Source organism: Pseudomonas sp. 9_2_1 (assembly GCF_059295275.1).
The window spans coordinates 3,634,485-3,646,163 of the sequence record NZ_CM181239.1 but is presented as its reverse complement, the minus strand read 5'-3'; the positions used below and the strand labels follow the sequence as shown (position 1 = coordinate 3,646,163).

Sequence of the window (11,679 nt, the reverse complement as noted above, 5' to 3'; positions counted from 1 at the left end):
CGACACCGCCGGCCTGGGCGGCCGGCGCGTCCGCGCTGAACCCATCATTTCCCTCTCTAATAAAACAACAAGAGGTTAAGAGTGAGCGCAACCCTCCTATTCTGCCGGCGCCAGGCGCCGCTGGCGGCCCTGTGCTGCCTGCTCGCCACCCCGGTTGCGGGCGTTCAATTCAACGTTGGCTCGCTGCAAGGGCGTTTCGACTCGGCGCTGTCATTGAGTACCGCCGTCAGCACTGCCAACCCCGACAAACAGCAGTTGCAGGCTGCCAATGGCAACGACGCGCGGCGCAACTACCGCTCGGGCGATGTGTTTTCGGCGATGTTCAAAGGCACCCATGACCTGGAGCTGCACCGCGATAACGTGGGTGTCTTCCTGCGTGGCACCTACTGGTATGACACCGCGCAGCGCGACCACAGCCAGCGGGCCGTCGACATCGACGAGCGCAACCGCCAGGTTTCGGCGAAAACCGCCGGGGCGGAGCTGCTCGATGCGTTCGCCTATGGCCTCTACGACATTGGCGGTGAGCCCGGTTCGCTGCGGGTGGGCAAACAGGTGGTCAACTGGGGGGAAAGCCTGTTCATCCAGGGCGGGCTGAACGTGATCAACCCCTTCAACCAGGCTGCGCTGCGCCGGCCAGGCTCGGAAGTGAAAGACGCCCTGGCGCCGGTCAACCTGCTGTATGTCACGCAGAACCTCAACCAGGCGCTGTCTTTCGATGCCTTCTACCAGCTGGACTGGGAGCAGACCCGACTGGAAAACTGCGCAACGTTCTTTTCCGGCAACGACTTCATGCCCGAAGGCTGCCAGGGGCTGGATGTCGGCGGGCAGATGGTGACCAACCCGGCCGTGTCGCCGGCCCTGGCCCCGTTTGGTGTGACGCTGACGGAGGAGGGCGTGCGCGTGCCTCGGGGCGCCGACCAGGATGCACGCAACGGTGGCCAATGGGGTTTTTCGCTGCACTGGTACGTTGAACCACTGGATACCGAGTTTGGCCTTTTCGCCGCCAATTACCACAGCCGCTCGCCGTACCTGGGTACTGTCAGCAGCCGCTATTACGCCAATTCGGGCTTTGCCCGTGAACTGTGCGGCAACGTCGGTGTGGCGCTGGCCAATTGCGGTGCCTTTCTGGCGTCCAGCAACGGGCAGACCCTGGCCGGCGCGCTGCGCATGGGCACCTCGCAGTACCGGGCGCAATACCCCGAAGACATCCGCCTGTACGGCCTGACCTTCGCCACCACTCTGCGCAACGGTGCCGCCGTGCAGGGCGAACTGAGCTACCGGCCGAACATGCCGGTGCAGCTCAACGGCAACGATCTGCTGCAGTCATTGCTCAATGCCCCTGGCCGCAGCCCGCTCAACGCCGACGGCCTGCGCCCTGCGACAGACAACACACCCTTCGACGGTTACCGGCGCAAGGAGGTGACCCAGGCCCAGATATCGGCCGTGCAGGCGTTCACCCAGGTCATGGGCGCTAACCAGCTTCTGCTGATGGGCGAAGTGGGCGCCACCTATGTCGGCGGGCTGGAGGGGCGTTTCGGGCCGCGGTATGGCCGCTCCGGTGCCTATGGCAACGGCGAGCTGGCCGACAACAGCCTGTGCCTGGCGATCTCGAAAAGCCCGGGCGACTGCAACGACGAGGGCTTTGTCACACCCTTTTCCTGGGGCTACCGCCTGCGCGCGACCTGGAGCTACCCCAACCTGATCCAAGGCCTGGACATTCGCCCAGGCCTGGCCTGGGCCCATGACGTCAAGGGTTACTCACCGGCGGACAGCTCGGGCTTCAACGAAGGCTCGCGCTCGATCAGCGTGGGCGTGGACCTCAGCCTGGCCAGCCAGTACTGGGCCAGCCTGGCCTATACCGATTACCTCGACGGCGATTACGGCACCCGCGGCGACCGCGATTATGTGGCGTTCAGCGTGGGCGCCAACTTCTAGTGCAACCAAGGAGCACGACCATGTCCAAGCGCAGCATGCACCCTTCATCCGCCAACCTGACGGGTATCGCCCTGGTGCTGGCCGGTGCCCTGGCCCCAACCCTGGCGGTCGGTGCACCGACCGGGCAAGGTGTGATGGAGGGGTTCCCTCCGGCGCCGGAGTTGCGGGTCAACCAGGCCAACGCCTTTCAGCCACCGTACTTGCGCTGGTCGATGCGCCACGCCCGCGAGGTGTCACCCACCCGGAGTATCGGCCGCGCAGCCACACCGCTGGCGTTGACCGAAGGCCGCGCGGCGGCGCTTGACCAACTGGCCTTCAGCGCCGGCGACCAGCCGTTGACCTTGGCCGGCTACCTGCAGCAAACCAGCACCGACGGGCTGATCGTGCTCCACCGGGGCAAGGTGGTGTTCGAGCGTTATATGGACGGCTTCCAACCCGGTCAGCCCCACATCTGGGCGTCGATGACCAAGTCGGTCACCGGCCTGATCGCCGCACAGCTGATCGCTGAAGGTGCGCTCGACCCGCAACGTACGCTGGCGCATTACGTGCCGGAACTGCGCGGCACGCCGTTTGGCGAGGCGACGGTGCAGGCCAACCTGGATATGCAGGTGGCGGTGCAGTACCCCGCGCAGATGCCGCCGGACCTCGGCCTGTTTGCCGCCACCGGCCTGATCCCGAGGGGCGAGGGCATGCCAGGGGATATCTACAGCTTCCTGCGGCAGGTACTGCAGGCGCCGAACCCCGCTGGCCAGGCGCCGTTCTTCTACCAGAACGGATCGCCGGAAGCGCTGGCCTGGGCGTTGCGGCGTATCACCGGGCTGAACTGGGCGCAGTTGGTCGAGCAGCGTTTGTGGTCACGCTTCGCCGAGGACGATGCCTATGTGCAAGTCGACCCGCTCGGTACCGAAATGGCCAGCGGCGGCATCAGCTGCAACTTGCGCGACACCGCCCGCTTTGCCGAACTGGTACGCCGCGAACTGGCCCGCGATGCCAAGGGCGACAGTTTCAACCAGGCGGTGCACAGCACTTTCCAGCCTGCGGACCCGGCAGTGTTCGCCCAAGGCAGCCTCGGCCCTGGGCGCCCTGGCTACGGCTACCGCAATTACTGGTACCAAAAAAATGACGGTGAAGGTTCCGTCGAGGCCAGCGGGCGCTTCGGGCAGAAAATCTACATCAACCCCCGTCGCGAACTGGTGATCGTCAAGCTCTCGGCCACCGCCGACCAGGGCCGTCGCGCCACGCGTGCTGACGGCGAGGCAAACGCCCCCGCGCGCATCGTGGACTCGCCGGCTACGTTCAATCGCATGGTGGGTGCGGTGTTGGCGGCACTGCCGGGTTGATTTGCAACAGCTGATCCAAAGCTCTGTAGTCAGTACCGGCCTCATCGCCGGCAAGCCGGCTCCCACAGGAATATCGCCAGCCTTCAGGCATGCGCTGTACCTGTGGGAGCCGCGCTTGCCGGCGATGGGCCGCGACGCGGCCCCGGTTACAGATGTCCGCCAAGGGGCGTGACCGGCAGCTTTCGACCCTTGGCGGACGTTCAGCCAATGCGCAGCCCTTGCAGGGGAATGCGTTCATTCCAAGCGCCGTACCATGGTCACAAATAGCCTGTTCGACTTCAGATTCCATTCAGATTCGACCCCGATAATCCCTCCGTCGAACCCAAACCGGGGGGAGTTTCATGACCCAGCCTCACTGGAGCAATCTGCTCCCGCTACCCATCGGCAGCCATGCCGACCATCACGCTCACCTGACGCTCCACGTGGCAGGTGATCCTGCACGTGAAGACTTGCAGCATTTCATCCACCAGTGCTTTGCCAGCGTGCATCAGGCAGATGTGCAGCATTACTTGCCAGAGCTGCTGGCCTTACATGACAGCCATGGTCGACTGATAGCCGCCGCCGGCATGCGACCGGCGAGCGAAGGTCCGCTGTTCCTTGAGCGATATCTGGATGAGCCAATAGAGGCGGCCATCTCTCGGGTTGCAGGCGTTTCTCGGGACCGAGCATGCATGGTTGAGGTGGGCAACCTGGCGTCACTCAGCGCCGGCAGCGCGCGGATCATGATCATTGCCGTGACGTGGCTGTTAGCTATGCGTGGTCTTGAGTGGGTCACATTCACAGGCGCGGCGACGCTGATCAACAGTTTCCGGCGGCTGGGATTGATGCCCACGGTATTGGCCGCGGCCGACCCAGAACGTCTACAGGGCCAGATGGACCAATGGGGTAGCTACTACGATCAACGTCCTCAGGTATTCGCCGGCAGCATCGGCGTTGGCTTCGATGCCCTGACCCGCGGGGGGGTGTTCCAACGCCTTGGGTTTCCCTGCTTGGCCCCGGAGGCCGGTCATGCCGCATGAACCGAGCGCCTTTCGGGCTTTACTGCTCCAGCATGCCGAGCACAGACCTGATGATGTAGCTGTGCAGGGCCCGGTTCAGCGTTTCACTTACAGGGGGCTTCTCGACGAGGTTGAGTCCCGTATCGCCCGTTTGCAGAGTGAACCACCGGGCGCGTTCGTGGTGGTACTGGATAACGGGCCTGAAGTGCTGTTCTGGGACCTGGCGGCACTGTTCGCCGAGCGCCCTTGTGTGATCGTACCGTCGTTCTTCAGCGCGGCTCAGTTCCGACATTGCCTGAGGCAGAGTGGTGCCACGATTGTTCTGTGCCAACAACCATGGACGGCTCAGCTACTCGAGCAAGGCTTTGCCCAGCATCAGCCAGGGGACTTCTGGAGGCGAGCGCACGGCGCCATTGCGATGCCGGCGGGCACGGCAAAGATCACCTATACCTCTGGCAGCACCGGGGCACCCAAAGGCGTGTGCCTGGGGGCTGAGACCATGCTGCGGGTGGCGCGTGAACTGGAGGCTGCCAGCCGGCCCGCCCAGCCGCAGCATTACCTGGCGGTACTGCCGCTGGGTGTCTTGCTGGAGAACCTGGGCGTTTACGCCGCGCTCATTGCGGGCGCCTGCGTCCAGCTCTACCCGCAGCAACAGCTGGGCATGGGCGGGGCAAGCCAGGTGGATTTCACGCGCTTGCTGGCGGCAATTGCGCTCAGTGGCGCGCACAGCCTGATCCTTGTGCCGCAGTTGCTGATGGGGTTGGTCACTGCCATCGAGCGCGGGCTCATGCGTGTGGGTCCGCTGCGGTTCGTGGCGGTGGGTGGCGCTCGCGTATCCCCCAGCCTGCTGGCCCGGGCCGAGGCGGTGGGCTTGCCGGTGTTCGAGGGTTACGGGCTGTCCGAGTGCGCCTCGGTGGTGGCGCTGAACCGCCCAGGGGCTGTGCGCGCTGGCAGCGTTGGCAAGCCGTTGCCCCATGTGCAGGTGCGCATCTCGGGTGATGGCGAGGTGCTTGTGGCCGGCTCGACCTTGCTGGGCTACCTGGGGGACACACCTGTCAGCGACAAGTGGTGGGCAACGGGTGACCTGGGTCACCTCGACGAAGAGGGTTACCTCTACCTGGACGGACGCAAGAAGCACCAGTTCATCACCAGTTTCGGGCGTAACGTCAATCCGGAATGGGTAGAGTCCGAGCTCACCCAAGGCGGCGTGATTGCCCAGGCGTTCGTGCATGGCGAAGGCCTGCCGCGCAACCTGGCACTGCTCTGGCCACTGGACCCCACGGCCAGCGATGAGGCCATCGAACAGGCCGTACAAAACAGCAACGCGCAATTGCCCGATTACGCCCGGGTGCATACCTGGCGCCGTCTTCCCGCGCCATTGAGCGACCGTGACGAAACCTTGACTGCCAACGGCCGCCCGCGACGCGAGGCGATCCTGCAGCGCTATCACACCCTGTTATCCGACATTTCGCTGTGAGGTTGACCATGTCCTTTTTCGACACTCTGCAAACACAAACTACCCAGGAACGTCACGCGTTGTTCGCCGTGCCGGTCATACGGGACGCGCTGGTCGGCCAGGTCAGCCTGGACAGCTACATCGCCTTCCTCACCCAGGCCTATCACCATGTGCGCCACACCGTCCCGCTGATGATGGCGTGTGGCGCGCGTCTGCCGTCGCGCCTGGAGTGGCTGCGCGGTGCCGTGTGCGAATACATAGAGGAGGAGTACGGCCACGAGCAGTGGATCCTCAACGACATCAAGGCCTGCGGCGGCAACTGGGAGGCCGTACGTGACGGTCGGCCAGCGCAATCGATCGAGCTGATGGTCGCCTACCTTTACGACTTGATCGCCCGTGGCAACCCGGTAGGGCTGTTTGGCATGGTCAATGTGCTCGAAGGCACCAGCATCGCCTTGGCTACCCAGGCTGCGGGCGCTATCCAAAGTACGCTTGCCCTGCCTGAGCAGGCCTTCAGCTACCTCAGCTCCCATGGTGCGCTCGACCAGGACCACATGGTGACCTATAAACAGCTGATGGACCGCCTCGATGATGAGAGTGACCAGCTAGCCGTCATTCACGCTGCCAGGATCGTCTACCGTCTGTACACCGAGATGTTCCAAGGCCTGCCACGCGCCGGGCAGCACGAGGTGCGCCATGCGTTTGCCTGAGTCCGTGGTGATTCTTACCGGTGCCAGTGGTGGCATCGGCCTGGAGCTGGCCGAACAACTGTGCGCAGCCGGTGCCCGGGTGCTGGCGGTCAGCCGGCACATGGGCAAGCTGGCAGGCCTGATGAACCGCTACCCGGACCGGCTGCGTTGGCAGACCGCCGACCTGCGTAACCAGGAGGGGCGCGAGCAGGTGGTCGCTCGGGCCCGCGAAATGGGTGGCGTCAATGTGCTGATCAACGCTGCCGGGGTGAACCGCTTCGCCTTGCTCGACCAACTGGACGAGCACGCGCTCGACGAGTTGCTGGACATCAACCTCAAGGCCCCTCTGCAATTGACCCGTGCCTGCCTTCCGTTGCTGCGCGCCCAGCCCAAGGCGTTGGTGGTCAATGTCGGCTCCACCTATGGCTCGATCGGCTATCCCGGCTATGCCACCTACTGCGCCAGCAAGTTCGCGCTGCGCGGCTTCTCGGAAGCGCTTCGCCGCGAGCTGGCCGATACCGCGGTGAATGTGCTCTATGCAGCGCCCCGGGCGACGCGTACGGCGATGAACAGCAGCGCTGCAACAGCGCTCAATCAGGCGTTGAAGGTCGGCATGGACGACCCGGCGGATGTCGCTCGTGCAGTGCTCGAGGCGGTGCAGTCAGAACGCAGCGAACTGTACCTGGGCTGGCCGGAAAAGCTCTTCGTGCGCATCAACGGCATGTTGCCGGGAGTGGTCGATCGAGCACTGCGCAAACAACTGCCTGTCATCCGCCGCTACATCGGTAGCCACTCCAAGGAATCGATCAAATGAAGCGACTGCTTATTGCCAGCTTGCTGGCCTTCGCCCCCGTTACCTGGGCATTGGACCAGGCAGGTACGCAGCACCTGAGCGAGCTGCAGCAGCGCTGGGCACAGATCCAGTACCAGTTACCCAAGGACAAGCGCGCCGACGCCTTCGAACAACTGGCGGGTGACGCGGCTGCATTCGTGCATCAATACCCCGGCACAGCTGAGCCACTGATCTGGGATGGCATCATCAACAGCAGCTGGGCGGGCGCCACCGGTGGCCTTGGCGCACTGGGCAAGGTCAAGGCGGCGAGGGCAAGCCTGGAGCAGGCCATGAAGCTGGACCCCAACGCCCTGCAGGGCTCCGCCTATACCAGCCTGGGCACGTTGTACGATCAAGTGCCCGGCTGGCCGATTGGTTTCGGTGATACCGAGATGGCCGACAAGATGCTGCGCAAAGCCTTGCAGATCAATCCCAACGGTATCGACAGCAACTATTTCTGGGCTGATCATCTGTATCGGCAGAAGCGCTACCCGGAGGCTACCGCAGCCCTGCAAAAGGCTTTGCAGGCACCGCCCCGGCCGGGGCGCGAGCTGGCTGACCAGGGCCGCCGGGCCGATATCGATGCTTTACTCAAGGCGATCAAGGACAAACAGGACTGAACATGCGGCTATTGCTGGTTGAGGATGACATCGCGCTGGGCGAAGGGATCTGTGACGGCTTGCGCCAGCAGGGCTATACCCTCGACTGGTTGCGGGACGGTGTCAGTGGCTTGCATGCGTTGCAGCACGAGACCTTCGACCTGGTGATCCTGGATCTGGGATTGCCCCGCATGGATGGCATTGAACTGCTGCGGCGGGTACGCGCCGGCGGCGACAGCCTGCCGGTGCTGATCCTCACCGCACGGGATGCCCTCGACGATCGCATCACCGGCCTGGACGCAGGTGCCGACGACTATCTGGTCAAGCCGTTCGACCTCAACGAGTTGAAGGCGCGCCTCAGGGCTTTGCTGCGCCGCAGCGCCGGGCGCGCCAAGGTGTTGATCGAACATGCCGGGGTCAGCCTCGACCCGGCCACCCAGCAGGTTCACTACCACGGCGTTGAAGTGGTACTGACGCCGAAGGAGTACGTGCTGCTGCATGAGTTGCTGGCGCAACCCGGCAAGGTTTTCACCCGTGAACGCCTGACCCAGTTGCTGTATGGCTGGGATGAGGAGCCCGAGAGCAATACGTTGGAGGTGAATATCTACCACCTGCGCAAGAAGCTGTTCAACGGCCTCATTCGCACGGTGCGCGGCATTGGTTACCTGGTCGAGGCCAAGGCATGAGCTCGCTGCGCCAGCGCACCCTGTGGCGGGTGATGCTGTTGCTGCTGCTGGGTTCCGGCCTGCTGGCACTCTATAACTATCACGACAGCCGTCATGAAATTAACGAAGTGTACGACGCGCACCTGGCCCAGAACGCTCGCTTGCTGCAAGGCGTCATGAGCCTGCCGGTGCAAAGTGGCTCGCGTGAAGCGATGTACCAGGCATTCAACGTGGCATTGGCACAGGCGGGTCACCATCGGGTAGGCCACCCCTACGAGAGCAAGTTGGCCTTCCAGGTCTGGCAGGACGGCGCTGGCCTGATAGTGCACACACCCAGTGCGCCGAGCATCGACCCTCCACCGACGGCCCCCGGGTTTTACGATTTATCCAGTGGTGGCAAGCAGTGGCGCGGCTTTGTGCTGCCGGTACCGGAACGGCATTGGGTGATCTGGGTAGGCGAGCGCGACGATGTGCGCTACGACCTTATCGACCGCATCGTTCGGCACACCCTGTTCCCGTTTCTGCTCGGCAGCCTGGCCTTGGCACTGCTGGTTTGGGCCGCTATCGGCTGGGGATTGCGGCCGTTGCAGAACATGGCCAACGTCATCCGTGGGCGTCACGCCGATTCGCTGGAGCCGCTGCAGTTGGTGCCGCTGCCCTCGGAGCTAGAGCCCATGCAGGCCGCCATCAACCGCTTGCTGGCGCAGATCGAGGACTTGTTGCGGCGTGAGCATCGGTTCATTGCCGATGCCGCCCACGAAATGCGTACACCCCTGGCCGTTCTGCGGCTGCATGCGCAAAACGCGCTGGAGGCCGGCAGCGATGCCGAGCGGCAAAAGGCGCTGGGCTTTCTGATGGGTGGGGTCGACCGGCTCACCCGGGTGGTCAACCAGTTACTTACGCTCGCCCGTGTCGAGCCAAGGTTGGGGCAGCGCGCGAGCACACAGGTCGACCTGGCCGCCGTGGTCACCGAGACCTTGGCTGACCTGACCCCGTGGATATTGGACCGCGGGCTTGAGCCCTCGTTGGACATCGGTGAAGGCGACCATCACCTGGCGATCGATGCCGGCGCCCTGGGCATTGCCCTGCAGAACCTGGTGTCCAACGCGGTGGAGCACTCACCGCCCGCTGGCCGCATCACCGTGTCACTCAGGCGCCTGGACAATCACTTCGAACTGGTCGTCGAGGACGAGGGGCCGGGTATCGATGAAGCGAGTCTGTCGCGCGTATTCGAGCGTTTTTACAGCCGTAATAGCCCGAATGGTGCAGGCCTTGGACTGTCCATCGTAGCGACCATCGTCGACCGGCTGGGTGGCCACGTGCGTTTGCACAACCGGGCTGGCGGTGGGCTAGCCGCCACGGTGCTGCTCCCGGTGGACTGAGTCCACCACGCTCTCACGCATCTGGCCCTGTACGGTTTGATGATTGTTCTAGAAATCCTTGCACATGACATATGTAAATCCGTATATTCGGCTATCCATATGTATTGGTGCCGCCATGATTACCCCGCCCGATGTGTTCAAGAGCCTATCCGACGAGACCCGTGCTCGCGCCACCCTGCTGATCGCCAGCCTCGGTGAACTGTGTGTCTGCGAACTGATGTGCGCGCTGAACGACAGCCAACCCAAGATAAGCCGCCACCTCGCGCAGCTGCGCAGCAATGGCATGCTGTTGGATCGTCGCCAGGGGCAGTGGGTGTACTACCGCCTTAACCCGGAGCTTCCCGCCTGGGTGCATGAAATGCTGCAGATGACCTTGCAGGCCAACTCACAGTGGCTGGCAGGCAACTCGCTTCGGTTGCAGAACATGGACGGTCGCCCCGTCCGTGACGCTGCCTGCTGCTGACCCACATCGAGCGAGATCTTCATGCTGGTCGCAATCGCCGTCTTTGTTTTCACCCTCATCCTGGTCATCTGGCAACCGAAGGGGCTTGGCGTTGGCTGGAGTGCCGCGCTCGGTGCCCTCATAGCCCTGGCGGCGGGTGCCGTTTCGCTGCATGACATCCCGACCGTGTGGGCCATTGTCTGGAACGCCACCGCCACCTTCATCGCCGTCATCATCATCAGCCTGCTGCTGGACGAGGCGGGGTTCTTCGAGTGGGCCGCGCTGCACGTGGCACGCTGGGCAAACGGCAGTGGCTATCGATTGTTCGCGTTCTGCGTGCTGCTCGGTGCTGCGGTGTCAGCGCTGTTCGCCAACGATGGTGCGGCGCTGATACTCACGCCCATCGTCATGTCGATGCTGCTTGCGCTACGTTTCTCGCCCGCCGCGACGCTAGCCTTCGTCATGGCCGCCGGCTTCATCGCCGACACGGCGAGCCTGCCGCTGGTAGTCTCCAATCTGGTGAACATCGTCTCGGCCGACTATTTCAGGCTCGGCTTCAGCGAATACGCCTCGGTGATGGTGCCGGTGAATTTCGTCAGCGTGGCCGCAACCCTACTGGTGCTGTTCCTGTTCTTCCGCCGTGATATCCCGAGGCATTACACAGTCGCGGCCCTGAAGCCGCCGAGCGAGGCGATTCATGACCGCGCGACCTTCAACGTCGGTGGCTGGGTACTGGTGGTATTGCTGATCGGCCTGTTCGCCCTGGAACCACTGGGTATTCCGATCAGTGCGGTAGCTGCAACTTGTGCGGCAATCCTCTTTGCCGTCGCCGCTCGCGGGCATCGCATCTCAACCCGTCGTGTACTGCGCGAAGCGCCCTGGCAGGTGGTGGTCTTCTCTCTAGGCATGTACCTGGTGGTGTACGGGCTGAAGAACGCCGGTCTCACCGATATGCTCACGCACCTGCTCGATCGCCTTGCGCAGCAAGGGCTGTGGAGCGCCGCCATCGGCACCGGGTTGATCGCTGCATTGCTGTCTTCGGTCATGAACAACATGCCCAGCGTGCTGCTCGGCGCCTTGTCGATTCAGGCCAGCGAGGCGCAAGGGCTGGTGCGTGAAGCGATGATCTACGCCAACGTCATCGGCTGCGATCTCGGCCCCAAAATCACCCCCATCGGCAGCCTCGCCACGCTGCTCTGGCTGCACGTGCTGGAGCGCAAAGGCATGCGCATCACCTGGGGGTACTACTTCAAGGTCGGCATCCTGCTGACGCTGCCAGTTCTGTTGATCACCCTTTCGGCCCTGGCATTGCGCCTTAGCCTCTGACATCCGCCACGAAGC

11 protein-coding genes are annotated in these 11,679 nt (G+C 63.6%); all 11 read left to right on the top strand.

Annotated elements, in window-relative coordinates; genetic code table 11:
- Positions 1-81: 81 nt before the first annotated feature.
- The 11 genes from AC5O5I_RS16420 (at position 82) to AC5O5I_RS16370 (ending at position 11,664) form a co-directional block, all read left to right on the top strand.
- Complete coding sequence (locus AC5O5I_RS16420) at positions 82-1,935, top strand: DUF1302 domain-containing protein (protein WP_494511166.1); 1,854 nt, start codon at positions 82-84, stop codon at positions 1,933-1,935.
- Between the two features lie 20 nt (positions 1,936-1,955).
- Entirely contained in the window at positions 1,956-3,275 is a 1,320-nt protein-coding gene (locus AC5O5I_RS16415) for a serine hydrolase domain-containing protein (RefSeq protein ID WP_172221375.1), read from the top strand.
- 341 nt (positions 3,276-3,616) lie between these two features.
- Complete coding sequence (locus AC5O5I_RS16410; RefSeq protein WP_494511165.1) at positions 3,617-4,294, top strand: thermostable hemolysin; 678 nt, start codon at positions 3,617-3,619, stop codon at positions 4,292-4,294.
- On the top strand, positions 4,284-5,750 hold the full coding sequence (locus AC5O5I_RS16405; RefSeq protein ID WP_494511164.1) for an AMP-binding protein: 1,467 nt from the start codon (positions 4,284-4,286) through the stop codon (positions 5,748-5,750). The genes AC5O5I_RS16410 and AC5O5I_RS16405 overlap by 11 nt, the downstream gene beginning before the upstream one ends.
- 8 nt (positions 5,751-5,758) lie before the next feature.
- On the top strand, positions 5,759-6,439 hold the full coding sequence (locus tag AC5O5I_RS16400; RefSeq protein WP_172223144.1) for an iron-containing redox enzyme family protein: 681 nt from the start codon (positions 5,759-5,761) through the stop codon (positions 6,437-6,439).
- Complete coding sequence (locus AC5O5I_RS16395; RefSeq protein ID WP_494511163.1) at positions 6,426-7,232, top strand: SDR family oxidoreductase; 807 nt, start codon at positions 6,426-6,428, stop codon at positions 7,230-7,232. Before AC5O5I_RS16400 ends, AC5O5I_RS16395 begins: the two co-directional genes overlap by 14 nt.
- Positions 7,229-7,870, top strand: a complete 642-nt coding sequence (locus AC5O5I_RS16390) for a tetratricopeptide repeat protein (protein WP_172223151.1) — start codon at positions 7,229-7,231, stop codon at positions 7,868-7,870. Before AC5O5I_RS16395 ends, AC5O5I_RS16390 begins: the two co-directional genes overlap by 4 nt.
- Positions 7,871-7,872: 2 nt before the next feature.
- Positions 7,873-8,535 (top strand): response regulator, encoded by a 663-nt coding sequence (locus AC5O5I_RS16385; RefSeq protein WP_172223155.1) that lies wholly within the window; start codon positions 7,873-7,875, stop codon positions 8,533-8,535.
- Entirely contained in the window at positions 8,532-9,896 is a 1,365-nt protein-coding gene (locus AC5O5I_RS16380) for a sensor histidine kinase (protein ID WP_494511162.1), read from the top strand. The genes AC5O5I_RS16385 and AC5O5I_RS16380 overlap by 4 nt, the downstream gene beginning before the upstream one ends.
- A 115-nt stretch (positions 9,897-10,011) precedes the next feature.
- Positions 10,012-10,359: a metalloregulator ArsR/SmtB family transcription factor gene (locus AC5O5I_RS16375; RefSeq protein ID WP_172223164.1), complete on the top strand. Its 348-nt coding sequence runs from the start codon at positions 10,012-10,014 to the stop codon at positions 10,357-10,359.
- Positions 10,360-10,380: 21 nt separating this feature from the next.
- Positions 10,381-11,664, top strand: a complete 1,284-nt coding sequence (locus tag AC5O5I_RS16370) for an arsenic transporter (protein WP_494511161.1) — start codon at positions 10,381-10,383, stop codon at positions 11,662-11,664.
- Positions 11,665-11,679 lie beyond the last annotated feature (15 nt).

Excerpts from the sequence above, each read along its gene's own strand:
- AC5O5I_RS16415 (WP_172221375.1), top strand. The coding sequence starts at position 1,956 with ATGTCCAAGCGCAGCATGCACCCTTCATCCGCCAACCTGACGGGTATC.
- AC5O5I_RS16405 (WP_494511164.1), top strand. The coding sequence starts at position 4,284 with ATGCCGCATGAACCGAGCGCCTTTCGGGCTTTACTGCTCCAGCATGCC.
- AC5O5I_RS16385 (WP_172223155.1), top strand. The coding sequence starts at position 7,873 with ATGCGGCTATTGCTGGTTGAGGATGACATCGCGCTGGGCGAAGGGATC.
- AC5O5I_RS16400 (WP_172223144.1), top strand. The coding sequence starts at position 5,759 with ATGTCCTTTTTCGACACTCTGCAAACACAAACTACCCAGGAACGTCAC.
- AC5O5I_RS16410 (WP_494511165.1), top strand. The coding sequence starts at position 3,617 with ATGACCCAGCCTCACTGGAGCAATCTGCTCCCGCTACCCATCGGCAGC.
- AC5O5I_RS16375 (WP_172223164.1), top strand. The coding sequence starts at position 10,012 with ATGATTACCCCGCCCGATGTGTTCAAGAGCCTATCCGACGAGACCCGT.
- AC5O5I_RS16380 (WP_494511162.1), top strand. The coding sequence starts at position 8,532 with ATGAGCTCGCTGCGCCAGCGCACCCTGTGGCGGGTGATGCTGTTGCTG.
- AC5O5I_RS16370 (WP_494511161.1), top strand. The coding sequence starts at position 10,381 with ATGCTGGTCGCAATCGCCGTCTTTGTTTTCACCCTCATCCTGGTCATC.
- AC5O5I_RS16390 (WP_172223151.1), top strand. The coding sequence starts at position 7,229 with ATGAAGCGACTGCTTATTGCCAGCTTGCTGGCCTTCGCCCCCGTTACC.
- AC5O5I_RS16395 (WP_494511163.1), top strand. The coding sequence starts at position 6,426 with ATGCGTTTGCCTGAGTCCGTGGTGATTCTTACCGGTGCCAGTGGTGGC.